This window comes from Janthinobacterium sp. GW460-12-1-14-LB5, from assembly GCF_059423585.1.
In genome coordinates this window covers 82,374-104,351 of sequence record NZ_JBWKYD010000015.1, presented here as the reverse complement: position 1 = coordinate 104,351, position 21,978 = coordinate 82,374, and the positions used below count along the sequence as shown (strand labels likewise).

At 64.5% G+C, this 21,978-nt stretch carries 25 protein-coding genes; 14 read left to right on the top strand and 11 right to left on the bottom strand.

Features of this window, described 5'->3' with window-relative positions; all coding sequences use genetic code 11:
- Positions 1-41: 41 nt before the first annotated feature.
- The 7 genes from AC07X6_RS16995 to AC07X6_RS16965 form a co-directional block, all read right to left on the bottom strand.
- The gene (locus AC07X6_RS16995) at positions 42-911 is read right to left on the bottom strand and encodes an HvfC/BufC family peptide modification chaperone (protein ID WP_494791722.1); all 870 of its coding nucleotides are present in this window, start codon (positions 909-911) and stop codon (positions 42-44) included.
- The gene (gene bufB / locus AC07X6_RS16990; RefSeq protein WP_494791721.1) at positions 901-1,836 is read right to left on the bottom strand and encodes an MNIO family bufferin maturase; all 936 of its coding nucleotides are present in this window, start codon (positions 1,834-1,836) and stop codon (positions 901-903) included. The genes AC07X6_RS16995 and bufB overlap by 11 nt, the downstream gene beginning before the upstream one ends.
- Positions 1,836-3,860, bottom strand: coding sequence for a ferritin-like domain-containing protein (locus AC07X6_RS16985; protein ID WP_494791720.1), 2,025 nt, complete (start codon positions 3,858-3,860; stop codon positions 1,836-1,838). Before AC07X6_RS16985 ends, bufB begins: the two co-directional genes overlap by 1 nt.
- Positions 3,861-4,142: 282 nt before the next feature.
- Positions 4,143-4,790 (bottom strand): hypothetical protein, encoded by a 648-nt coding sequence (locus AC07X6_RS16980; RefSeq protein WP_494791719.1) that lies wholly within the window; start codon positions 4,788-4,790, stop codon positions 4,143-4,145.
- A complete protein-coding gene (locus AC07X6_RS16975) occupies positions 4,787-5,641 on the bottom strand; it encodes a hypothetical protein (RefSeq protein ID WP_494791718.1) in 855 nt (284 codons plus the stop codon). The genes AC07X6_RS16980 and AC07X6_RS16975 overlap by 4 nt, the downstream gene beginning before the upstream one ends.
- An 80-nt stretch (positions 5,642-5,721) precedes the next feature.
- Complete coding sequence (locus tag AC07X6_RS16970; RefSeq protein ID WP_494791717.1) at positions 5,722-6,540, bottom strand: glutaminyl-peptide cyclotransferase; 819 nt, start codon at positions 6,538-6,540, stop codon at positions 5,722-5,724.
- A gap of 26 nt (positions 6,541-6,566) precedes the next feature.
- Positions 6,567-7,475 (bottom strand): LysR family transcriptional regulator, encoded by a 909-nt coding sequence (locus tag AC07X6_RS16965; RefSeq protein ID WP_494791716.1) that lies wholly within the window; start codon positions 7,473-7,475, stop codon positions 6,567-6,569.
- Between the two features lie 103 nt (positions 7,476-7,578).
- On the opposite strand from AC07X6_RS16965, the gene AC07X6_RS16960 reads away from it, so the two are divergent.
- Both AC07X6_RS16960 and AC07X6_RS16955 read left to right on the top strand, forming a co-directional pair.
- On the top strand, positions 7,579-8,037 hold the full coding sequence (locus tag AC07X6_RS16960) for a CidA/LrgA family protein (RefSeq protein WP_494791715.1): 459 nt from the start codon (positions 7,579-7,581) through the stop codon (positions 8,035-8,037).
- Positions 8,034-8,723, top strand: a complete 690-nt coding sequence (locus AC07X6_RS16955; protein WP_494791714.1) for an LrgB family protein — start codon at positions 8,034-8,036, stop codon at positions 8,721-8,723. Before AC07X6_RS16960 ends, AC07X6_RS16955 begins: the two co-directional genes overlap by 4 nt.
- On the opposite strand, the gene AC07X6_RS16950 is transcribed toward AC07X6_RS16955, so the two are convergent.
- A complete protein-coding gene (locus AC07X6_RS16950; protein ID WP_494791713.1) occupies positions 8,720-9,403 on the bottom strand; it encodes a TetR/AcrR family transcriptional regulator in 684 nt (227 codons plus the stop codon). The genes AC07X6_RS16955 and AC07X6_RS16950 overlap by 4 nt on opposite strands.
- Before the next feature lie 89 nt (positions 9,404-9,492).
- Between AC07X6_RS16950 and AC07X6_RS16945 the strand changes: the two genes are divergently transcribed.
- From AC07X6_RS16945 to AC07X6_RS16890, 12 genes are all read left to right on the top strand, one after another.
- Positions 9,493-10,635 (top strand): FAD-dependent oxidoreductase, encoded by a 1,143-nt coding sequence (locus AC07X6_RS16945; protein ID WP_494791712.1) that lies wholly within the window; start codon positions 9,493-9,495, stop codon positions 10,633-10,635.
- 79 nt (positions 10,636-10,714) lie between these two features.
- Positions 10,715-11,803 (top strand): tRNA 2-selenouridine(34) synthase MnmH, encoded by a 1,089-nt coding sequence (mnmH, locus tag AC07X6_RS16940; protein ID WP_494791711.1) that lies wholly within the window; start codon positions 10,715-10,717, stop codon positions 11,801-11,803.
- A gap of 45 nt (positions 11,804-11,848) precedes the next feature.
- Positions 11,849-12,913, top strand: coding sequence for a selenide, water dikinase SelD (gene selD, locus AC07X6_RS16935; protein WP_494791710.1), 1,065 nt, complete (start codon positions 11,849-11,851; stop codon positions 12,911-12,913).
- Between the two features lie 25 nt (positions 12,914-12,938).
- Positions 12,939-13,808 carry a putative selenate ABC transporter substrate-binding protein gene (locus tag AC07X6_RS16930; RefSeq protein WP_494791709.1) on the top strand — a complete coding sequence of 290 codons (870 nt, stop codon included), beginning with the start codon at positions 12,939-12,941 and terminating at the stop codon, positions 13,806-13,808.
- A 99-nt stretch (positions 13,809-13,907) separates the two neighbouring features.
- Positions 13,908-14,720, top strand: coding sequence for a phosphonate ABC transporter ATP-binding protein (locus tag AC07X6_RS16925; RefSeq protein ID WP_494791708.1), 813 nt, complete (start codon positions 13,908-13,910; stop codon positions 14,718-14,720).
- Positions 14,714-15,550 (top strand): PhnE/PtxC family ABC transporter permease, encoded by an 837-nt coding sequence (locus AC07X6_RS16920; protein ID WP_494791707.1) that lies wholly within the window; start codon positions 14,714-14,716, stop codon positions 15,548-15,550. Before AC07X6_RS16925 ends, AC07X6_RS16920 begins: the two co-directional genes overlap by 7 nt.
- Positions 15,547-16,344 (top strand): phosphonate ABC transporter, permease protein PhnE, encoded by a 798-nt coding sequence (gene phnE, locus AC07X6_RS16915; RefSeq protein ID WP_494791706.1) that lies wholly within the window; start codon positions 15,547-15,549, stop codon positions 16,342-16,344. Before AC07X6_RS16920 ends, phnE begins: the two co-directional genes overlap by 4 nt.
- Positions 16,345-16,368: 24 nt before the next feature.
- Positions 16,369-16,734: a hypothetical protein gene (locus AC07X6_RS16910; RefSeq protein WP_494791705.1), complete on the top strand. Its 366-nt coding sequence runs from the start codon at positions 16,369-16,371 to the stop codon at positions 16,732-16,734.
- Between the two features lie 96 nt (positions 16,735-16,830).
- Positions 16,831-17,253 (top strand): DUF4019 domain-containing protein, encoded by a 423-nt coding sequence (locus tag AC07X6_RS16905; RefSeq protein ID WP_494791704.1) that lies wholly within the window; start codon positions 16,831-16,833, stop codon positions 17,251-17,253.
- 258 nt (positions 17,254-17,511) lie between these two features.
- Positions 17,512-17,883, top strand: coding sequence for a DUF2147 domain-containing protein (locus AC07X6_RS16900; RefSeq protein ID WP_474291286.1), 372 nt, complete (start codon positions 17,512-17,514; stop codon positions 17,881-17,883).
- Entirely contained in the window at positions 17,880-18,374 is a 495-nt protein-coding gene (locus AC07X6_RS16895) for a GNAT family N-acetyltransferase (RefSeq protein WP_494791703.1), read from the top strand. The genes AC07X6_RS16900 and AC07X6_RS16895 overlap by 4 nt, the downstream gene beginning before the upstream one ends.
- 274 nt (positions 18,375-18,648) lie before the next feature.
- Positions 18,649-19,320: a hypothetical protein gene (locus AC07X6_RS16890; protein WP_494791702.1), complete on the top strand. Its 672-nt coding sequence runs from the start codon at positions 18,649-18,651 to the stop codon at positions 19,318-19,320.
- Here AC07X6_RS16890 and AC07X6_RS16885 read toward each other — a convergent pair whose 3' ends face one another.
- From AC07X6_RS16885 to AC07X6_RS16875, 3 genes are read right to left on the bottom strand one after another with little or no spacing between them, the layout of a single operon-like run.
- Positions 19,321-19,857 (bottom strand): response regulator transcription factor, encoded by a 537-nt coding sequence (locus AC07X6_RS16885; protein ID WP_034788474.1) that lies wholly within the window; start codon positions 19,855-19,857, stop codon positions 19,321-19,323.
- Complete coding sequence (locus AC07X6_RS16880) at positions 19,847-21,196, bottom strand: ATP-binding protein (protein WP_230537643.1); 1,350 nt, start codon at positions 21,194-21,196, stop codon at positions 19,847-19,849. The genes AC07X6_RS16885 and AC07X6_RS16880 overlap by 11 nt, the downstream gene beginning before the upstream one ends.
- Positions 21,180-21,941: an SURF1 family protein gene (locus AC07X6_RS16875; protein ID WP_494791701.1), complete on the bottom strand. Its 762-nt coding sequence runs from the start codon at positions 21,939-21,941 to the stop codon at positions 21,180-21,182. Before AC07X6_RS16875 ends, AC07X6_RS16880 begins: the two co-directional genes overlap by 17 nt.
- Positions 21,942-21,978: the final 37 nt, after the last annotated feature.

The following is a 21,978-nucleotide window of genomic DNA, read 5'->3' as shown; positions in this document are numbered from 1 at the left end:
GCCGATTTGCATCGGCCTTTTTTGCGTCCGCCGCTTTCCACTCACGCCTCGCCGCTGAAGACCAGCCCGGCCGCGGCCGCCATCGGCAACCACAGCATGGCGTCGGCCAGCACCTCGTCCGGCGCCCTGCCGCTGGACTGCGCCGCCTGCTGCGCGCACTGCGCCAGCGTCGCGCCCCCGCCCAGCGCCTGCAGCCAGTCAAATTGCCAGGGTTGCAACTCCTGCATGGCAATCCGGTAATGCATGCGCGAAATGGCCACGTAGGCGGGACTGGCCTGCGGCTGGGCCGGCATGGCATCGTCCGCCGCGGCCTGTGCCTGTTGCCAGAAAGCACATAAAGGAAACGACAGGGCCAGCAGCCGCGCGCACGGCGCCAGGCGCCATGTTTGTGTATTTCCCAGCAGCAAGTCCAGGCCGGACGGCAGGGGGGCCGGCGCCCGCTTTTCCAGGCCCGGCGCCCTGCCCGCCTCGCTGCGCGCCCGCTCCAGCCGCGCCAGTTCGACGGGAAAGCGCAAGGCCGTCCCCTGCGCGCCGGCCGCGCCCTGGCTGGCGGCGAGAAAATCGGCAAAGCCGACGCCCAGGTCGTACAGGGTGGGCGACGCGGACGGGTGGCGCCAGACATAGGCGCGGGCAAAGAACGCGAACAACTCGTCGCCCATGACCTTGCGCAAGACGGGATAGTCGGCCTGCAGGCATTCGAGCAGGCGCTGCACATAGCCATCCGCATGGATGTGCAGCGGCGCCGGCCCGCCCCGCGCCCGTTTCAGCACTTGCTCCTGCGTCAGGCCGTGGCGCTCGCTGGCCAGCTGCGCACCGCGCGCCACGCCGCCCGGCGCCGTCATGGCCGTCAAAAACCACGCCTGCAACTGCGCCAGCGGGGCGCGGGCATCCCCATCGGCGCTACGGCGCATGGGCAGCCTCCAGATGAAAGCCCAGCGGCGCCGAGACGGCGGCGGCAATCTTGGCCGTGGCGGGCGCCGCGTCGGAAAACTCCCCCCGCCCGGCCGCGCGCGCCTTGTCCAGTTCAGCCAGCAGCTGCGGATAGGGCGGAATGTCCGCATCCCATTCCAGCAGGGCCGACACGCCGCCCGTCAGCTGCTGCGCCAGCGCGTACAGGCGCCAGACGGCGGCCGGCACGGGCGCGTCGTGCGTGTCGATCAGCACTGCGCCGCAGACGGTGGGCCCGGCCAGGTGGATTTGCACGATGTGGTCGTGCGGCAACTGGCGGATGTAGGCGGCCGCGTCATAGCCGTGGTTATGCGCGGAAACGTGGACATTGTTGACGTCGAGCAAGATTCCGCAGCCCGTCTCCTCGGCCAGGCGGCCCAGGAATTCCCATTCCGGCATGCTGGACTGGGCAAACTCCACATAGGTGCTGGGGTTTTCCAGGACTAGGGGCCGGCCCAGGAATTCCTGCACTTGCCGCACTCTGCCCGCCACGTGGCGCAGGCTGGCCTCGTCCAGCGGCATGGGCAGCAAGTCGTGGCTGTTGAGCGAGGCGGCGCCCGTCCAGCACAGATGGTCGGAAATCCACGCGGGGCGGAGCTCGGCGGCCAGCTGGCGCAGCTGGCGCAGGTAGGCCAGGCTCAGGGGATCGCTGCTGCCGATCGACAGCGACACGCCGTGCATGACGATGGGCACCTGCGCCGCCACCTGCTCCAGCACGTGGCGCGCATAGCCGTGGTTGCCGATGAAATTTTCGCTGATGATCTCGAACCAGTCCACCTGCGGACCGTGTTCCAGGATGTGCGCGTAATGGGGCGGACGCAGCCCCACGCCCAGGCCCAGGTTCGGCAGGCCCAGGCGCGGCTGCACCCCGTGCGGGACGCCCCGCATCAGGTCGACGGCGGCAAGGCCAGGCGCAGGTCCGTGGGCGCCGGCGGCGCGCCCACCGGCGTGCCGCGCGCGGCCATCACCTTGCCGTAGGCTTCCCAGGCCTTGTCGTAGACATTGTCGCCGAGCGCGAAGCTCATGCTCTGATCCAGCGGAATGCTGTGGTGGTCGGGCGCGGGACCGAAATCGTACAGGGTCATGGTGGCGGGCTCGGGCGGATCCTTCTTCGTGGTGTTCGGATACAGCTGCGAGGCCGAAATCGGCACGGCGCAGCCGCCGAAGCCGCCGCATTTGTTGTCGCTGGGCGCGCTGTAGACTTTATCGTCCTCCGGTGGCGGTGGCGGCACGTAGCACTCGGTGCCCGGCGCCGCCGCAGCCTTGACCGAGTGGCCGCAGGACGAGCCGCCCGTGTCGGGCTGGGCAAAGCCGCAGCCGCCCTGGGCGTGGCAGCCGTTGGAACCGCGGCAAGTGTGGTAGACGGCCAGCGCGGCGCAGGTGGACGACGCCTCGCCCTCCAGGTGCATGCCCTGGCAGGCGTGGTACAGCACGCCCTTCTCGACCAGCGGCACGCCCGTCGCCAGGTTCGGCGCCTGGCCCAGCACGGCCCAGCAGATGGCCATGCGGTCGCCCGCGCCCACCATCGACGGATACGGAAACTCCAGTTTCTGCTTCAGCCAGTACTGGTCCAGCACGGAAGTGATGCCATAGATGGCGCCCGTGGCCACCGTGCTGAGCATTTCCAGGGTGCCGCTGCTGTCCTTCAGGCGGTTCAGGGCGCCCGCCACGGCAGCGGGCGCGGGGATGTTCTTCGGCGCGGTGGCCGGGTTGTAGCGCTCGTTGGTCAGCATGGCCTCGCTCCAGCGCCCGCCTTCCTTGTGCCAGGCGGCCCAGGTTTTCACGGGCAACATGGCCTTCACCTGGCCGAAGCGCTCGTAGTGGTCGTAGGCGGCGCTGTCGTGGCGCGCGGCCGCATCGCGCGATTCGGCATCCTTGCCATTGTTCGCGTACGACGGATAATCGCACTTCAGGGCGGCCAGGTCTTCGCGGTAGTCGGGCTGCACGGCCTTCAGGCGCATGGCCGCGTCGCGGCGGTAGCGCTGGATGGACGTTGCGCTGCCCTCGCCCTGGTCCGTGATGGCCGCCATCATGTCGATGGCCTTGTTGAACGAGCCCGTCTGGCCGCCATCCTGGTCTTGCGGGCCGAAACAGGTGTCGAACTTGGGAAATTCCGCCCGTGCATGGCCCTGCACCTGGCTGTTGAACATGTCCTGCTGCACCGAGCCGTTGACGAACAGCTTTTGCCACAGGGTCTGGCCATCCGTGTATTCGATGCTGATATAGCGCGCGTAGCACTCATACATATAGCCGATGGTGCCGAACAGGGGCAGATCATGCACGTGCTTGCCCGGCGTCCAGCCCACGAACGGCACCTCGGGGAAATATTTGGTGTGGTCGTGCGCGTCGAACTTCGCCAGCTGGGCCCGCGCCTGCTGTTCCGGCTGCTCGATGGCGAGGAACAGGTCGCACTGGTTGGCGTTCAACTCTTCCAGGTTGACGCGCACGTGGCTGTAGTCGGCCGTATCGCGCAAGTCGACGATGTGCGGGATCAGCGTGCAATCCTTGCCGTAGCAAGTCCAGCCGTGGTCTTGCGATTGCAGCTCCGAGCCCGTGAAGCATGGCGCCGTGCCGATCGCCGTGGCCAGGTTGGCCGCCATCTGCAGGTGCAGCATTTCCTGGATGAAGACGCTGAAGATGATATTGAAGGCCTTTTGCTCCGCCAGCTCGGGCCGCGCCGTGGTGCCCATGCCCGGCCACTGTCGGCCTTCGTAATAGGTGATGCCTTTCGAGTTGATCTGGTGCGTGCCCTGGATCGAGTACATGGTGGCCATGTACAGGGGAATCGTGAACAGCTCCACGCTGACGGCCGCCTGGGCGATGGCGCGCACTGCCGCCGTATCGGTGGCCAGCATGTCGAGCGGACGGTTGCTGATGGCGGCCTGGGTGCTTCCTAAAACGGGCATTTTCATTCTGTATCTCCACAGGAAGGATGCGTTTCGGATATCGGGCCGGATCCGCGCCATCTGCGTGCGCGGGTCCCGGCACAGAAATCATACGCCTGAGAAAGATATTTTTGCGACAAGATTTATGCGCTGGCCGCGGTATTGATCTGCGTCAATTCAGCCGGGTTTTCAGCGTACAAATAAGCGTTTTACGCCGTCATTCGATGACAATTGAATAGAATCGGCAAAACGCGCGCGTGTATAAGCGCCGCACCGTCCAACGCCGGCGCGTGGCTTGCATGGTGATAGTCAGGCGGCCGGCGGCGGCTGGTAAGCGCAAAAGCCGGGCCACTGGTCGCGGCTGTCGCACACTTTCAGGCAGCCTTTATTGTCCTTGAAGGTGGCGACGACCTTGATGGGGAAGCCGTATTTTGGCGTGGTGGCCAGGAAGGCGGACGGGCAGCTTTGCTCGTTGCTGAAACGGAAGGTGATTTCTTCGCGGCGGCCCTTGCGCTCAAAGCCCAGCATGAAGGTTTCATTGCTGTTCCACTGCGCCTTGCCCGGCACGCGGAAGCGGTAGCGGGGGCTGCCCGGCTGCTGGCCGTCAAGTTTCTGGCCGAAGACGCGGCTGCTGGCCGTGGCCGTCTCGACCTTGGCGATCGGATACGGCACGGCAAACATATAGGTGCCGGCAAAACCCTGGTCGAAGCCGAGGCCCTTCTGGTAGAACGGCACGACGATATGCGGCGCGCCCCCGTATTCGACGCTGTTGCGTGACGTGGTGCGCGACGTCAGCTTGTCATCGGGCGCTTGCCCGAAGACGACGTCCACTTCCACCAGCGCCTGGCTCTTGTCGATGTCTTGCGCCAGATAGTCCCTGGGGGCGATCTCGCTGTGCACGCAGCCGGCCAGCAAGGTGGCGGCGAGGCAGCCGGCGATCAGTCTAGGTATGCTCATGGCTGTTTTCCCTCCGGCGGCGCGGAAGCGAGGCCCAGGCCCGTCACCTGCCAGCCGCCCTTGCCTTGTTTCCATTGAAATTGCTGGCCGAACCAGGCCAGTTCCAGCTCGCGCCGGATGCGGTTGCTATCCGTGCGGCCCTGGCGCGCCTTGATGGCGGCGCCCGCCTGCGCGGAAGCCGTTTCCGAGATCGGTTTCAGCCACCGTTGATACGTGTCTGGCGGCAAGGCCAGCACGCCGGCCACGCCGTCGTCGCGCGTGGCGACGATGATCCCCACCTTCGTCAGCGTATTTGTCAGATAGGCGCCGCGCCGCCCGTCGGGCGAAACGGAGACCAGCATGGCGGGCGCGTAATCGCCCGTGACGCCCACCGGCACGTCAAACCACAGCAGCTCGCCCGTGTCCGTATCGAGCGCGCGGCCGTCGCGGGCAAACAGCAGCACCTCGGGACGGCCCGGCTGCGGCACGCCCCATTCGGGGTCGCGCTCCGTGCGCACCATGTCGTCGCGCTGCAGGGGGCTGAGGGGGCGCATCAGCGGTTCGCCATTCTGCACGCCGATGAGGATGGTGCCCTGGCCCGTATAGCCCTTGGTAAAGGCCAGCAGCATGGGCTGGCCTTCGCGCCTGGCCTTGAGGGGCCGTACTTCCACCACTTCGCGCGCGCCGCCGGGCCAATAACCGTGCTTGCGGAAAGTCAAGGTGACGAGCGGGTCGTGGCGGTCGCGCGTGACGACAAAGTCGCCGTATTGCTGCATCACCGGCACGTATGGCGTTTGCGCCTGCGCGGCGGGCAACATGGCTGCAGCCAGGGTGGCGGCGGCCGCGAGGCGGTGTAAAGGAAAGAACAGCATGGCATCCTGTGAAGGTCGCACTGGGCGAAGGACGCCATCATAGACGATTCCTCGCCAGCAACACTGTCCAATAGGAAACATCAGCGGCGCTGGATCTCGATCAGCTCGATCTCGAACAGCTTGGGCCACAGCTTGCCCGTGACAAACAAACGCTTGCCCCGCGCATCCCAGGCGATGCCGTTGAGCACGGCGTCGGGATTGGCCGTGCCCCGCTGTTCGGGCGGCAGCAAGCCCGTCAGGTCGATCCAGCCGACGACTTTGCCGCTGGCCGGGTCGATGCGGGCGATTACGTCCGCGCCCCACACATTGGCAAACAGTTGTCCGTCGACCATTTCCAGCTCGTTCAGCCGGTCGATGGGGCGGCCCTCGGCCTTCACTTCGAAGCGGCGCACCTCGGCCATGGTTTTCGGGTTCAGCACGCGGATGGCGGCCGTGCCGTCGCTCATGTAGACGAACTTGCCATCGCTGGCCAGGCCCCAGCCTTCTCCCTGGTAGCTGAATTTGCGCTTGAGTTTGAACGTTTTCAGGTCGAAGACGTAGCCGGTCTGCGAAATCCACGTCAGGCCGAGGATTTCATCACCCATGTCCGTGATGCCTTCGCCGAACACATTCTTGTCGAGCATGCTTTTCTGCAAGACCTTGCCCGTCGCCAACTCCACCTTGCGCAAGGAGGACTGTCCGTTCTGGCCCGTGCTTTCATACAGATGCCCATCCTTGAACAGCAAGCCCTGCGTGAACGCCTGCGGGTCATGCGGATAGGTATTCTTGACGAAATAGCCATACACGGGAATGGCGGCCTGGGCATAGCCCATTTCGCTCATCAGGCCTACGGTGCATAACAATCCCAGCAGCAATGAGCCGGCCGTGCGTTTGAGTCTGGTATTGACGTTAATGTTCATCGGGTCGGGCGGAAGTTGACGAGCGTCTATTGTAAACGTGCCGCGTCCGCCATGCGCGCCCTGACGAGCTCCAGCCAGGCGCGCGCCGCAAACGACAGCCGCCCGCCGCGGCGCCAGGCCAGCATCAAATTCCACTCCACGGGCGGGCCATCCAGGGGAATCACGTCAAATTGCGCGGCATCGAGCGTGTCGCAATACATCTTCGGCAGCAGGCAGATGCCCACGCCCAGCCGCACCAGCGAGGCAATGAAATCCCACTGGCCGCTGCGGCCCGTGATGCGCGGCGCGAAACCGGCCCGCTGGCAGGCGTCCAGCACGATGTCGTTGAGGGCAAACGCGGCGCCATAGAAAATGAAAGGGCTGTCGGCCAGTTCGGCCAGGCCGACGGCAGAGCGGCCCTGCCACGGCGAGCCGGGCGCGGCCAGCAGACACAGCGGCGAGCGCACGAGGGGCAAGGCTTCGAAATCCTGCCAGGTGGCCGCATTGCCCGGGTAGTCGAGCATGGTGCCCAGTTCCACCGTGCCGGTGCGCAAGTCGCGCTCGATCGCCTGCGTGCCGCTTTCATACATTTGCAGCTCAATGCCCGGATAGCGCTGGTGGTATTCGGCCAGCCATGGCGCCAGGGTCGAATGCGTCTGCGGCGACACGCCGACGCGCAATTCTCCCCGCTCAAGGTGTTGCAAGTCGCGCAATTCCACCTTCAGTTCCGCGTGCAGGGCCAGCAGTTCATGCGCGCGCGACAGCACCACCTTGCCCGCGTCCGTCAACGTAAAGCGCTTGCCGGCCCGGTCGAGCAAGGCCAGGTCCAGCGACTGCTCCAGCTGTTGCACCATCTTGCTGACGGTGGGCTGCGTCACATGCAGCTTGCTGGCTGCGCGCGTAAAACTGTTCTGTTCGACCACTTCGACGAAGTAGCGCAGGGAGCGAATATCCATGATGCATTCCAAAATCGAATGATAATCATGAGTTTAAGTCATTTTATCTTTTGATGTGGGCTCACTACAATGAAACCTTCCTCCTGCCGCTTGAAAGCCCGCCGTGAAAGCCTTGCCCTGTCCCACCGCCGCCCTGCCCTCCATCCCTGCCTGGCGCCAGCCCGCGCAGACCGTGTGGCAAGTGGGCGTGCTGATCGCCGCCTGGTGGCTGGCCGACGCGGCCGCGTCCGCCCTGCACTTGCCGTTTTCCGGCGGCGTCGTGGGCCTGTTCGTGCTGGTGGCCCTGCTGCTGGCGGGCTGGGTGCGCCCCAGCGCCATCGAACTGGGCGCGAACTGGCTGCTGGCCAACATGCTGCTGTTCTTTATCCCATTGGTCGTATCCGTGGTGCAATTTACACAACTGTTGAAGTCGCAGGGCTTGATGCTGTTCGTAAATATCGGCCTGGGCTTTGCCAGCGTGATGCTGGCCACGGCCTTGACGGTGGAATGGGTGTGCCGCTATGAACGCAAGTTGCGCCTGCAAAAACTGCTGCGCCAGCGCGCCGCGAGGGCGCAAGCATGAGCACCTTGATCCTGTCGCTGCTGTTTTTGCTGCTGACGCTGGTATTGTTCTACGCCAACCAGGCCGTGCACCGCCGCCACCCGCACTTTCTGCTCACGCCCGCCATCTGCACCTCGGCGATATTGATCGTCATCGTGCAGGCGACCTCGACGCCGTTCGCCACGTATTTCGGCGAGACGCGCTGGCTGCCGTGGCTGCTGGGCCCGGCCACCATCGCGTTTGCGCTGCCCATCTTCCAGGAGCGCAAGCTGATCCGCAAGCATTGGCTGGCCTTGTCGCTGGGCAGCTGCGCCGGCATCGTGGCATCGGTCGCCGCCACCCTGCTGCTGGACCGGGTATTTGGGGTGCACGGCGACATGGCGCGCAGCCTGCTGGCCCGTTCCGTCTCGACGCCGTTCGCGCTGGAAGCGTCGCGCCACATGGGCGGCTCGGCGCAGCTGACGGGCATCTTCGTGGTGATGACGGGCTTGTTCGGCTTGATGCTGGGCAAACCGTTATTAAAACTGCTGCCTCTGCGCATGCGCATCGCCCGTGGCGCCCCGTACGGCGCGGCCGCGCACGGTTTTGGCCTGTCCGTGGCCCGCCGCGTTGGCAGGGAAGAAGGCGCCGTGGCCAGCCTGACGATGATCTTTTCCGGCGTCGTGACGGTGCTGCTGGCGCCGCTGTTGGGGCATCTGCTGGGCTAGCGGCCTGCTTGCAGCGCCTGCATGCCATGCACGATCAGGTCGATTCCCGCCAAAAAATCCGCGCGGTCGTCATGCGCGCGCAGCTGGCCCGCCACCTTGCGGGCAAATGGAAACGCCTGCGCGTCGAGGCGTGACCACGCGCCCGCCAGGGTGTCGAGGAAATGCGCGCGCTCCAGGCCCTGTTCCCTGGCGATGACGGCATTGGCCGCATTCTGCCCGCCCACGCCCAGCAGATAATTGAGCAAGGCGCATGCCGCCATCCACTGCCGCTCCTGCGGCACGCCCAGCGCATCGACCTGCCGGCCCAGGCGTTCCAGGATGCGCACGGTGGGCAGCTGGCCCGGCGCGCGCGACAGGGCCGAGCCCAGCCACGGATGCGCATCCATGGCCTCGAACATGGCCAGCGCCACGGCGCGGATGCCCGCCTGCGGCGTGTCGCCAGACGGGGCGGCCTGCATGGCGCGGGCGACGATGGCGTCGCTGGCGGCCGTGAACAAATCATCCTTGTCGGCCACGTGCCAGTAGATGGCGCCCGCTCCCGTCGCCAGGCGCGCGGCCAGGGCGCGGAAGGTCAGGCCGCCCTCGCCCGCTGTGTCGAGCAGGGCAATGGCGGCGTCGATGATGGTGTCGCGCGTCAGCGAGTCGGCGCGTCGTGGTGGGGTCGCTACGGTATGGGGCATCGCCTATCTTGACACAGATGGCGGCTTGCCGCAAAATTCTCATGGAACATCGTTCCATTGTTATTTTGAAAACCACCTGAAGGATCACCATGCATATCGCCATCATCGGCGCAGGCCTGGGCGGGCTGATGCTCGCCCGCGTGCTGCACGTCCACGGCATCGCCGCCACCGTGTATGAAGCGGACGCGTCGCCCCAAGCGCGCCGCCAGGGCGGCATGCTCGACATCCACGAAGATACGGGCCAGCAAGCGCTGCGGGCGGCCGGCCTGCACGACGCCTTCCGCGCCCTCATCCACGCGGGCGGCGAAGCGAGCCGCGTGCTCGACCGGCATGGCACGGTCTTGCACGACGAGAGCGACGATGGCACGGGCGGGCGTCCCGAAGTGCCGCGCAGCGAACTGCGCCGCATCCTGCTCGAAGCCTTGCCTGAAGGCTGCGTGCGCTGGGGCCACAAATTGACCAGTATCGCAACGCTGGGCGGCGGCCGGCACCTTTTACACTTTGCGCATGGCGCCACGGCGGCCAGCGATCTGCTGGTGGGCGCGGACGGCGCCTGGTCCCGGGTGCGGCCGCTGCTCTCCAGCGCGCAGCCGGCCTACAGCGGCATTGCCTTCATTGAAACGTATCTGTTCGACAGCGACCGCCGCCATCCGGCCAGCGCGCTCGCCGTGGGCGCCGGCGCCCTGTTCGCGCTGGCGCCCGGCAAGGGCATCCAGGCCCACCGCGAAGCCGATGGCGTGCTGCATGCGTATGTGGCCCTGAGTAAATCCGAAGAATGGCTCGCCGGCATCGATTTTGCCGACCCCGCCGCCGCCCGGGCAGCCATCGCCGGCCAGTTTGCCGGCTGGGCGCCGGCGCTCACGGCCCTGATCACGGACGCGGACACGCCGCCCGTGCCCCGTCCCGTGCACCTGCTTCCCGCCGGCCATCGCTGGCAGCCCGTGGCGGGCGTGACCTTGCTGGGCGACGCGGCCCATTTGATGGCGCCGGCCGGCGAAGGCGTCAATCTGGCCATGCTGGACGGCGCCGAGCTGGCGCAGGCGCTTGCCGCGCAGCCGGGCGACGTGGCGGCGGCCCTGCTGGCGTATGAAACGGCGCTGTTTGCGCGCAGCAGCGTGGCCGCAGCGGAGTCCGAGCGCATCCTGCGCCTGTGCTTTGACGACGACGCCCCGCACAGCCTGGTGCGGTTCTTTACGGCCATGCAAGATGGCGGCCCGGCACCCGAAGTGTGAACGGCGGCGCCAAAGCCCCACGCCAGCGGCCTTTATCGGGGATAATACGTCTTTCCCCATTCCAAGCAGCCGCGCCACGATGAAATACCCCGCAGTCCTTCCCTTCAGCGACATCCTGCCACGCCTGCATGAATTCGACGCCATCATCGACGTGCGCAGCCCGTCCGAGTTTGCGGAAGATCATTTGCCGGGCGCTATCAACCTGCCCGTGCTCGACGACGAGCAGCGCGTGCGCGTCGGCACTTTATATAAACAGACGAGCGCCTTCGAAGCGAAGAAGCTGGGCGCGGCGCTGGTGGCGAAGAATATCGCGCGGCATATCGAAGACGGTTTCCTCGCTCATCCGCAGCATTGGAAGCCGCTCGTCTACTGCTGGCGCGGCGGCAACCGCAGCGGCGCCATGGCCCACATCCTGGCGCGCATCGGCTGGCCCGTCACGCAGCTCGACGGCGGCTACAAGGATTACCGGCGCCACGTGAACGCCGACCTGGCCACCCTGCCCGAGCGTTTCGACTTCATCAACGTGCTGTGCGGCCCGACGGGCAGCGGCAAGAGCCGCTTGCTGCAAGTGCTCGACAGGCAAGGCGCGCAGGTGGTCGACCTGGAACAACTGGCGGCGCACCGCGGCTCCGTGCTGGGTGGCTTGCCCGAAGAAGACCAGCCATCGCAAAAGGCGTTTGAAAGCGCGCTGTGGCAGCAATTGCGCCAGTTCGACCCGGCATTGCCCGTGTTCATCGAATCGGAAAGCAAGAAAGTGGGCCGGCTGCGCGTGCCCGACGCGCTGATGGACAAGATGCGCGCGGCCGCCTGCACGGACGTGCGGCTGGCCACGGAGCAGCGCGTGCAATTGCTGATGCAGGACTACGAGCATTTCGTCGGTGATCCGGCGCGCCTGAACGTGCAGCTGGCCCTGTTGACGCAACTGCATGGCAAGGAGAAAATTACCCATTGGCAGCAACTGGCGACGGCGGGCCAGATGGCCGAACTGGTGGAAGAGCTGCTGGTCCAGCATTACGACCCCGTCTACCGGCAATCGATCGCCCGCAACTTCAACCGCTACGCCCAGGCGACGCCGCTGGTCTTGCCCGATATTTCAGAACATGCCTTTGAGCAAGCCGCGCGCGCGTTGTGTGCTATCGTCGGCGAACCCCGTACCGCCAGCGCGTGATGCCTGGCTTGCTACCCAATTACTTATTTCAGCAGGATGACGACCATGTCCGATAGCGCAGCAACATCCAATACCCCCATCCGATTGACCGAATTTGCCCATGGCGGCGGCTGCGGCTGCAAAATTGCGCCCGGCGTGCTGGCCGACATCTTAAAGGGCAGCGGCGGCTTTCCCCTGCCGAAGGAATTACTGGTCGGCATAGAAACCTCTGATGACGCGGCCGTCTACCAGCTCAACGACGAGCAGGCGCTGATCGCCACGACGGATTTCTTCATGCCCATCGTCGACGACCCGTTCGACTTCGGCCGCATCGCCGCCACCAACGCCATTTCCGACGTGTACGCCATGGGCGGCACGCCCATCATGGCACTGGCCCTGGTCGGCATGCCGATCAACAAGTTGCCGGTGGAAACCATCGGCCTCATCTTAAAGGGCGGCGAAACCATCTGCGCCCAGGCCGGCATCCCCATCGCGGGCGGCCACACCATCGATTCCGTCGAACCGATCTACGGCCTCGTCGTGCTGGGCCTCGTGCACCCGTCGCAGGTGAAACGCAACGCGGGCGCGCGCGCCGGCGACAAGCTGGTATTGGGCAAACCGATCGGCGTGGGCATTTTGTCGGCTGCGCTGAAGAAAAATGCGCTCGATGCGGATGGCTACGCTTCCCTGATCGACAACACCACCAAATTGAATACCCCGGGCAAGAAACTGGCCCTGCTGGACGGCGTGCATGCGCTGACGGACGTGACGGGCTTCGGCTTGCTGGGCCACACGCTGGAACTGGCGCGCGGCGCCAAGTTGCAGGCGCGCATCGCCATGGCTGACGTGCCGCTGCTGCCGCAAGTGCAGCAACTGGCGCAGAATGGCAACATCACGGGCGCCTCCGGCCGCAACTGGCAGGGCTACGGCGCGCAAGTGGCGCTGGCCGACAGTCTAACTGCCATCGACAAGGCGATTTTGACGGACCCGCAAACGGCAGGCCCCCTGCTGGTGGCCTGCGCGCCGGAAGCCGTCGAGCAAGTGCTGGCGATTTTCCGCGCCGAAGGCTTTGGCGACGCCGTCGTCATCGGCGAGATGCAGGATGGCAATACCGGGGTTTCCGTATATTAATGAACAATCTTTCAAAGGCAGTCCCATGACCACATTCTCCAACAAATTCCCCGCCATCCTGGCCACCGTCGCCGCCACCCTGGCCATCCACAGCGGCCTGGCGCAGGCGCAGCAAGTGCTGCGCGTATCCGCCATTCCCGATGAAGCGCCGACGGAATTGCAGCGCAAGTTCAAGCCGCTGGGCAATTACCTGGAGAAAAAGCTGGGCATGAAGGTGGAATTTACGCCCGTCACCGATTACGCGGCGTCCGTGGAAGGCTTGATCAATCACAAGCTCGACATGGTCTGGTTCGGCGGTTTCACGTTTGTACAAGCGAACGTGCGCAGCGGCGGCAAGATCGTGCCGCTGGTGCAGCGCGAGGAAGACACGAAGTTCCGCTCCGTGTTCGTGACCACCAGCAAGGACATCAATCAATTGTCTGACCTGAAAGGCAAGAATTTCACGTTCGGCTCGGAATCGTCGACCTCGGGCCATTTGATGCCGCGCTATTACTTGCTGGCCGCCAAGATCAATCCGGACACGGACATGAAGCGCATCGCGTTTTCCGGCGCGCATGACGCCACCGTGGCGGCCGTGGCCGGCGGCAAGGTCGATGCGGGCACCTTGAACATTTCCGTGTGGGAAAAGCTCGTCGAAGCGAAAAAGGTCGATCCAGCCAAGGTGCGCGTGTTCTACACGACGCCTGGCTACTACGATTACAACTGGAGCGTGCGCGCCGACATGAATCCCGTCGTGCGCAAGAAGCTGACGGACGCCTTCCTGGCGCTGGACCCATCCACGCCTGAAGGCAAGGAAATCCTCGAACTGCAGCGCGCCACCAAGTTCATCCCGACCAAGGCCGAGAATTACAAGGATATCGAAGCGGCCGCGCGCGATGCGAAGCTGTTGAAGTAGGCCCAACAGCAAAATCCGGGGTCGGACCCTCAGGGCCCCACCCCAGCCCTTGCTTTTGGGTTAACAATCGCGACACACCACCCCCATACCGAACATCGCATGACATTCCAACTTCACAAGGTCTGCGTCCACCACGCGGGCGCCGCCGGCAATGCGCTGGCCCTGCGCGACGTGGATCTGGACGTGGCCCAGGGCGAACAGATCGCCCTGATCGGCCCTTCCGGCGCCGGCAAGACCAGTCTGCTGCACACGCTGGCGTGCGCGCTGCGTCCCGAATCCGGCACCTTGGACATCCTGGGCATTTCTCCTTGGCAGCTCGCCAGCGGCGAACGCCACGCCTTGCGCGCGCGCCTGTTTTTGGCGCCGCAAACGCCGCCATTGCCGCCGCGCCAGCGCGTCGTCAACGCCGTGCTGGCGGGCCGCTTGCCGCAATGGAGCTTGTGGACGGCCATCCGTTCGCTGGTCGCGCCCGTCGACCCGCGCGCCGCGTGGGAAGCGCTGGGTAAATTCAATCTGCAGGATAAACTGTACGCCAGGGTCGACCGCCTGTCCGGCGGCGAACGCCAGCGTTGCGGCATGGCGCGCGCGCTCGTGTCGGATGCGCAAGTCTTTCTCGTCGACGAACCGCTGTCCGCGCTCGACCCCACCCTGGCTTTGCAGACGATCCACGTGCTGCAGGCGGAAGCGACGGCACGCAACGCCACCCTGATCTGCAGCCTGCACCAGGTGGAGATCGCGCGCGCCTGTTTTACGCGCATCGTCGCCTTGCGCGACGGCAAGATCGTCTTCGACTTGCCTGGCGCCGAGGTCAGCGACGCCATGATCGCCGAGCTGTACCGCAACAAGGCCGATCCTGCGCCCCAGTTCGAATCGGTGGCAGCGCAACTGGACGCCGCGAGGCCCCTTTGCTGAAGAGTACCAACGCCCCCCTACCGCGCGACCCCGCCTGGCGCGGTCGCCTGGCCATCACGGTCGTGGCCCTGCTCGTGCTGTGGCCGATGCTGGTGCAGGCAGAGTTCAAGCCGTGGATACTCTGGGATGCGCAAAGCCTGGCAGCCACCTGGCAGTTTATTTCCAGCTTCGTGCCGCCCGCCCACTCGCCGGAATTTTTGCAACTGGTGGCCACGTCCGCCTGGGAAACCATCGCCATGGCCACGGCTGGCATGGCGCTGGCGATGCTGGGGGCCATACCGCTGACGTTATTGGTGACGGAGCGTTTGTCGATTTCGCGCATCGGCTCCGGCAAGGTTTCACCGCTGGCCGCCGCCCTGCGCCATGGCGTGCGCGCGCTGCTGGTGCTGCTGCGCAGCGTGCCGGAACTGGTGTGGGCATTACTATTAGTACGCATCGTGGGACTGGGACCGACGGCGGGCGTGATCGCCATCGCGCTTACCTATTGCGGCATGCTGGGCAAGGTGTACGCGGAAATCCTCGAATCGTCGGACGCCGCCGCCTGCAACGCTTTACTGCACAACGGCAGCGGCAGATTAAAGGCCTTGCTGTACGGCGCCCTGCCCGAATCGGCGGCGGAACTGGTGTCGTACACGATCTACCGCTGGGAATGCGCGATCCGCGGCTCCGTCGTCATGGGTTTTGTCGGCGCGGGCGGCCTGGGCCAGCGCATGGATGAATCGATGAAGATGATGGCCGGCAATGAATTGGCCACCATGCTGATGGTGTTCGTGCTGCTGGTGGCGGGCGCCGACGCCGTGTCCGCCATGCTGCGCCGGAGGCTGGCATGAAGACGGAACCGATGTTGCCCGTCCCTTCCCCCGTGCGCTGGTCGACCTGGGCCTTGCTGGCCGGTTTGCTGCTGCTGGTCATCGCCAGCTTCGCCACCCTGCCCCTGAAATGGGGAGAATTCTTCAGCGCCGACGCCGTGCGCACGACGGCCGATTTCCTGCACGGCTTCGCCCCGCCCGAGCTGGCCAGCCCTTTCCTGATGAAAGTGGGCATTGCCACCTTTGAAACCCTGGCCATGTCGGCCATCGGCACGGTGATTGCCGCTATCCTGGGCGCGCTGCTGGCCCTGCCTGCCAGCGGCCGTTTTGGTCACTTGGCGCGCAACGCCACGCGCGGCGTGCTCAACGTGCTGCGCTCGATCCCGGAACTGGTGTGGGCCTCGATTTTGCTGATCGCCGCCGGCCTGGGGCCATTCGCGGGCACCCTGGCCCTGGCCTTGCATACGGTGGGCGTGCTGGGCCGATTGTTTGCCGACGCGTTTGAAAATTGCCCGCCCTTGCCGGCCGCCACCTTGCGCATCAACGGCGCCCGCCCCGCCGTGGCCTTTTTGTACGCCACCTTGCCGCAGTGCAGCCCGCAAATGATGTCGTATACGCTATACCGCTGGGAAAACAATATCCGTGCCGCCGCCATCCTCGGCGTCGTCGGCGCGGGCGGCCTGGGGCAGATGCTGAAATACCATTTGTCGCTGTTCCAGATGCAGAACGCCGCCACCGTCATCGTTGCCATGCTGCTGATGGTGGCCGCCGTCGATGGCCTCAGCTACCTGCTGCGCCGCGCCATGACCCGTTAATTTTCACTTTTACAAGGAATGCCCATGTCAGGCTGGTGGACGATTATCTCGACAGAAACGCCGGAGCAAATGGCCGATATGACGAAAATCAACAAGGACGCGTTTCTCGCCAGCTGGGAAGCGGGCCTGTTCGGCGCCGACTGGATCGCGCAACTGTGCGAGCAAGGCAAGGCGAGCCAGCTGACGTTCAACGGCTTTCCCAACCGCTACACGGCCCTGGCGGACGTCATCGCGCCCCTGTTGCTGGCGGGCATCGCCGAAGCGCAGGATGGGGAATTTCCGCAAGACAAGCTCACGGGCTGGCCAGGAAGCATCACCGTGCATGGCGAACGCATCGCCGCCTGCGCGCCGGGACAGTTATTGACCATCGAAGTGTGGGATCAGTCGTAGACGCCTTGCGCGCACACACGGATTTGCAAAAAACGCTTTGCCGGAGCGGGCCTTCAGGATAATCTTGCAGACTGTTCTCTCCTTTCCAGAGCCGCCATGAAAATCCTCGCTCCCGTATGTATTGCCCTTGCCTTGTTGACGTCCCTGCCTGCCGTGGCGCAAGAAGCGCAGGAAGTGGCGGCTGCCAAAATTGCCGCGGAAAGTTGGCTCAAGCGCATGGATGCGGGCGACGAGGCCGGCACCTGGGATGCCAGTGCCGCTTCGCTGCGCAGCGAAATGTCGAAATCGAGCTGGAAGATGCTCATCACGGCCGTGCACTGGCCACTGGGCGAGTTCAAGTCGCGCAAGCTGAAGTCGGCCGCGCTGCAAAAGGCCGCGCCTGGCAAGCCGGGGCCGGACAAGGTCGTCATCGACTATGTGAGCCAGTACGAAAACAAGGCCAACGTGCAGGAAACCATCACGACGGTACTGGAAAAAAGTTCTGGTTGGAAAGTTTCCGGCTATAACATCAACGGCTAGGCAGCAGCGCCATCGGCGAAGTGACGCGCCAGTGCAAGCCGGACGCATGGATCATCCGCCTTTGACGTCAAGACGCAAGCAAAGGCGGCGCGCGCATACAACAGCGGCGCGAACAGGAAGGCCGTACGACGTGGATGCTGTTAATATTGTCAGATACTTCAATGGTGGGCGACGCATGGAGCGTAGCGCCACGCCATTCAAGCATATGTGACGTATTTTCCTGCACCGCAGGCCACTTTTGCATAGGCTGTCAACACCATGAAAAAACTGCTCCTGGGCGCCCTCGCCGCCTGCTGCTCGCTGCACGCCGCCGCCGCCGCCCCCGTCGAAGACTTCATCGGCACCTGGAAACTGGAACGCACCACCGTGCCCAATTATGTCGTCATCAGGCAGGAAGGCGAGCGGCTCGTGGTGCTGCGCTATGCGCGCAATGTCCTCACCAACAAGATCACCGAGCGGCGCTTTCCCGCCAGCTATGCGAACGGCGACATCACCATCGCGGCGGGCGAGACAGTCATCGAGGCGCGCAGCGTGAACGACGTGGCGACCGTCAAGATGCTGGCGGAAGCGTACAAGAAGATTTCCTCGTCCACGGCCATGCCCACCAGTGAAGAAATGTCACAGATTTGAACCGTATCGTCATCCGCCCCACCAGCGCCGCCGATTGGCCGGCGCTGAAATCCACGCGCCTGGCCGCCCTGTTTGACGCCCCCACGGCCTTTGGCGCCAGCCACGCCAGCGCGGCCGCTTTTTCGGACGCCGACTGGCAGCAGCGCGCCGTCAGCACGCCGCAGCGCACGTTTTTCCTCGCCTTTGACGGAGAACAGCCCATCGGCCTGGCCGCGCAGGTCGTGGCCGGCAATGGCGAGTGCCATTTGATCGCCATGTGGGTACAGTCCGACTATCGGGGCCTGGCCGTGGCGCAAGGCCTGGTCGAGGCCGTGAAACGATGCGCCGTGGACAATGGCCATTCCCGGCTGGTGCTCGACGTGGCGCAAGAAAATGCCCGCGCGGCCGCGTTTTACCTGAAACAGGGCTTTGTCTTCTTGCCGGAATGGGAAGCGCTGGAAAGCCATCCGCATATCCAGGTGCAGAAGATGGAATGGCGGGCGCCAGCATAATGGCCCTATTTTCGGCCGGAATTTGCTATGTATCCGGCCAGTCTGCGGCCTGGACATATCTTGCCATCGAATCCGGGAAAACAGCGGTTTCAAGCACTTCATTCATCCCAATTGACGCTCTGTCTTAAAAACCTGCTCATGCCGGTGTTTTTTTCTACACTCGCGTTTTCATTCATGAATAGAAAGATCAGGTATGCGTGCCATTAAAAGAGCGGGGCTTTTGCTGTGTTTGTGCGGTGCTGCGGCGCAAGCTTGCGCTGATACGGAACCAGCCGTGGAACAGGCCGGGCAGGATGCGGCGGCGTCCGTCAACGTGAAAGGCATCCGCGACCCGGACTGGAAGCCTTACAGTGCCATGCTCAAGGGCGTCAAACGCTTCGAGGAAAAACATGCGCTGGCGCCAGGCGCCGAATTGCGTTTCATCCTCGAGCCGCGCCGTCCCGACGTCGACATGCACGCCATCGCGCTGCGGCTGGAAAGCGACGAGGCGGGCATGGCGATACCGCTGGCCGAGCGCAACATCTTCAGCTTGCCCGTCGAGCAGGGTCCGCTGTATGACAAGGCCGAGCTGACCGTGAACCGCAAGGCGGGCTCGGTCAGGTGGATACCCTACGTCCGCAGTGCGGCGACCAGCGACACGCTGCGCCGCCTGGGCGACCTGCGGCTGGCGTGCGAAGTCCATTGGGCCATCGACAAGGAAACCTTGCCTTTCGCCATGCGCACGGCAATGGGCGCATTGGGCGGGCCGTGCAATTTTGTGTCGCAAAAAGGCACCTACAGCTTTGCCGAAGGGCGGCGCATCACGGCCGCGACGATCAGCTACAACGGCAAAAGCGCGCCCGTGCCCTTTAGCGGCACGTCGTTCACGCCGCCATTGCGGGAACAGGACTGGAGCGACGACAGTACGATCGAATTGGTATTCGACAACGACCAAACTGCGCAGTGACTATTTCACCCGCTGCTTTTCCAGCTTGCGCGCCAGGGTGCGCCGGTGCATGCCCAGCCTTCTCGCCGTTTCCGAGATATTAAAATCCGTCTCGGCCAGCATTTCGTGGATGCGCTCCCATTCCAGGGTCTTGATGTTGGTGGCGCGATTCGTCAGTTCGATGTCGGCATTGCCGGCCACGTGGCCGAAGGCCGCTTCGATGTCGTCCGTGTTCGATGGTTTCGCCAGGTACTGGCAAGCGCCCAGTTTGATGGCTTCGACGGCCGTGCCGATGCTGGCGTAGCCCGTCAGCACGACGATCAGCATTTCCGGGTCGTGCTGGTGCAGCATCTGCACGCAGGCCAGGCCCGAGGTATTGCCATTCAACTTCAAATCGACCACGGCGTAGTCCGGGCAATGCTGCTCCAGCAAGGCGCTTGCCTCGTCGAAATTGGTGGCCAGGATGACCTGGTAGCCGCGCCGCTCGAACGAGCGGCCCAGGGTGCGGGCAAACGCGGCGTCGTCTTCCACGATCAGTAACAGACGGTCATCCTGCATGGTGGTCGCTTTCTCTTTCCAGTTTGATGGCCGCCAGCGGCAAGGCCAGGTGCACCACCGCCCCGCCCTGCACCCGGTTGCGGGCCGTCACCGTACCACCCAGGGTACGCGCGACATTCACCACCAGGAACAGGCCCAGGCCGCCGCCGGGCTTGCCCTTGCTGCTTTGATACGGTTTACCCAGGTGCGTCAGCATCGACGGCTCGAAGCCGGGGCCCGCATCGGTAATGACCAGATGCAGGGCGTCCGCTTCGCGCGTCGCTTCGAAGCGCAGCCACTCGGGCGACGCTTCCAGCGCATTGTCGAGCACATTGCAGATGGTTTGTTTCAGGGTCGAATCGAAGACGACGGGTACGTCGTGCTCGATGCGGTTATCGTACTCGAAACCCTGGATCGGGCGGCTGCTGCGCCACTCGTCCACCAGGTCGTTGAGGAAAGTATTGATCGTCGTTTTCACGGAAGATTCCCCGCGCGCCTCGCCCGCCGACAATAAAATGCCGCTGACGATGCTCTTGCAGCGCTGCAACTGTGCCTGCATTTCCGTGATTTCTTCCAGCAATTCGCTGTTCTTGCTCAATTCAGGCATGCGGCGCCAGTCGCCGAGGATGACGGACAAGGTCGCCAGCGGCGTGCCCAGCTCGTGCGCGGCGCCCGAGGCCAGCAAGCCCATGCGGATGATGTGCTCTTCTTCCGCCGCGCGCTGGCGCAAGTCGGCCACCTTGGCGTCGCCGGCGCGCTGGTTGCGGTTGATGCGCGTAATAAACAGCACCAGCAAGGCGGCGTTCAGCGCAAAGCAGATCAATAATCCCTGCACGTACAGGCTGGAAAAGCCCCGCTCCGGGTCGATCGGCAGGAACAACGGACCGGGCAGCAAGGCCAGGCCGGCCAGGCACAGGCTCGTAATGGCCACCATGATCCACGTCGACCACACTTCCAGCAGCACGGCGCTGAGGATGACTTGCAACAGATACAGGAAGGCAAACGGGTTGCTGATGCCGCCGCTCAGGTAGAGCTGGGCCGTCAGCACGGTGACGTCGACCAGCAAGGCGAGGAACAGCGCCGTGTTCGAGACGGGCTGGCGTTCGTGCCAGCGCAAGAGGCTGGCCAGATTGAAGGCGATGAGGCAGGACAGCACTTCGAGCATGTAGGGCACGGGCAAGGCGATGCCCAGTCCCACGCCCACGCCGAAAATCGTGCTGATCTGGCCGATCACGGCCAGCCAGCGCAACTGGATCAGCAGCTTCATGTTCTGGTGGCCGGCCGGATGTTCCATCTCGGCCGCCACGGCGCCGCGTTCTAAGACCTCGCGGTTGGGCAGGATCTCAATCCTGCCCGGCATGGTCGCTTTCTTGCGATGGATCAAGCTTCTTGCCACGTGCGCGGCGGCGTTTGTCCTCGCGCACGATCCACCACGTGATACCGGCTACCATCAAGGCAAGCGCGAACCACGTCAGCGCATACACGAGGTGGCTGTTGTGGAACGAGATCACGGTCAGGCCGCCGACGGGGGCGTCACTGGCCGTTTCCGACTTTGCTTTCGCGTCGACGAAGTATGGCGCCACGTTGGCGAGCATGTGCGAGGCGGCGATGGCGGCCACGTCGCGCGAATACCAGTGCTGCGTGGCAGGACTGTTTTCGCGCAGGAAACCGCCGCCCGTCTCGCTGATGCGCAGCAAGCCGTCGACCTCGACGATGCCGGGCGGCGTGCCGGCGCCGATGCTGGCGCGCTTGGCCACGAAGCCGCGGTTGACGAGTACGGTGCTGCCATCGGCCAGGCGCAAGGGCGTGATTAACCAATAGCCGCTGCCCAGTGCCGTCGTTGCCTGCACCAGGGTATTGAAAATGGGGAGATAGGTACCGGAGAGTCGCACATGGCGGTATTCATCCGTTTGAGGCGTGATACTGGCCCAGGCTGCGGGTCCAGGTGCGTCCGTTGCGGGCGCATGTACGCGTTGTTCGACGCGCTCGATCAGGTCAAGCTTCCAGAAGAGGCGCTTGACTTGCCAGGTTCCCAGGATACAGAAACCGGCAAACAAGATCCCCGCCAGCAAGGCCAGTGCAATTTTTGAATAATGCACAGCCATGCCGCGTGGGCCTGGCGCGGCATCTTGCGATGCGGCG

Bases quoted from the DNA above. Each gene is read 5' to 3' on its own strand.
- AC07X6_RS16995 (WP_494791722.1), bottom strand. From the start codon at position 911: ATGCGCCGTAGCGCCGATGGGGATGCCCGCGCCCCGCTGGCGCAGTTG.
- bufB (WP_494791721.1), bottom strand. From the start codon at position 1,836: ATGCGGGGCGTCCCGCACGGGGTGCAGCCGCGCCTGGGCCTGCCGAAC.
- AC07X6_RS16985 (WP_494791720.1), bottom strand. From the start codon at position 3,860: ATGAAAATGCCCGTTTTAGGAAGCACCCAGGCCGCCATCAGCAACCGT.
- AC07X6_RS16980 (WP_494791719.1), bottom strand. From the start codon at position 4,790: ATGAGCATACCTAGACTGATCGCCGGCTGCCTCGCCGCCACCTTGCTG.
- AC07X6_RS16975 (WP_494791718.1), bottom strand. From the start codon at position 5,641: ATGCTGTTCTTTCCTTTACACCGCCTCGCGGCCGCCGCCACCCTGGCT.
- AC07X6_RS16970 (WP_494791717.1), bottom strand. From the start codon at position 6,540: ATGAACATTAACGTCAATACCAGACTCAAACGCACGGCCGGCTCATTG.
- AC07X6_RS16965 (WP_494791716.1), bottom strand. From the start codon at position 7,475: ATGGATATTCGCTCCCTGCGCTACTTCGTCGAAGTGGTCGAACAGAAC.
- AC07X6_RS16955 (WP_494791714.1), top strand. From the start codon at position 8,034: ATGAGCACCTTGATCCTGTCGCTGCTGTTTTTGCTGCTGACGCTGGTA.
- AC07X6_RS16950 (WP_494791713.1), bottom strand. From the start codon at position 9,403: ATGCCCCATACCGTAGCGACCCCACCACGACGCGCCGACTCGCTGACG.
- AC07X6_RS16945 (WP_494791712.1), top strand. From the start codon at position 9,493: ATGCATATCGCCATCATCGGCGCAGGCCTGGGCGGGCTGATGCTCGCC.
- mnmH (WP_494791711.1), top strand. From the start codon at position 10,715: ATGAAATACCCCGCAGTCCTTCCCTTCAGCGACATCCTGCCACGCCTG.
- selD (WP_494791710.1), top strand. From the start codon at position 11,849: ATGTCCGATAGCGCAGCAACATCCAATACCCCCATCCGATTGACCGAA.
- AC07X6_RS16930 (WP_494791709.1), top strand. From the start codon at position 12,939: ATGACCACATTCTCCAACAAATTCCCCGCCATCCTGGCCACCGTCGCC.
- AC07X6_RS16925 (WP_494791708.1), top strand. From the start codon at position 13,908: ATGACATTCCAACTTCACAAGGTCTGCGTCCACCACGCGGGCGCCGCC.
- phnE (WP_494791706.1), top strand. From the start codon at position 15,547: ATGAAGACGGAACCGATGTTGCCCGTCCCTTCCCCCGTGCGCTGGTCG.
- AC07X6_RS16910 (WP_494791705.1), top strand. From the start codon at position 16,369: ATGTCAGGCTGGTGGACGATTATCTCGACAGAAACGCCGGAGCAAATG.
- AC07X6_RS16905 (WP_494791704.1), top strand. From the start codon at position 16,831: ATGAAAATCCTCGCTCCCGTATGTATTGCCCTTGCCTTGTTGACGTCC.
- AC07X6_RS16900 (WP_474291286.1), top strand. From the start codon at position 17,512: ATGAAAAAACTGCTCCTGGGCGCCCTCGCCGCCTGCTGCTCGCTGCAC.
- AC07X6_RS16885 (WP_034788474.1), bottom strand. From the start codon at position 19,857: ATGCAGGATGACCGTCTGTTACTGATCGTGGAAGACGACGCCGCGTTT.
- AC07X6_RS16880 (WP_230537643.1), bottom strand. From the start codon at position 21,196: ATGCCGGGCAGGATTGAGATCCTGCCCAACCGCGAGGTCTTAGAACGC.
- AC07X6_RS16875 (WP_494791701.1), bottom strand. From the start codon at position 21,941: ATGGCTGTGCATTATTCAAAAATTGCACTGGCCTTGCTGGCGGGGATC.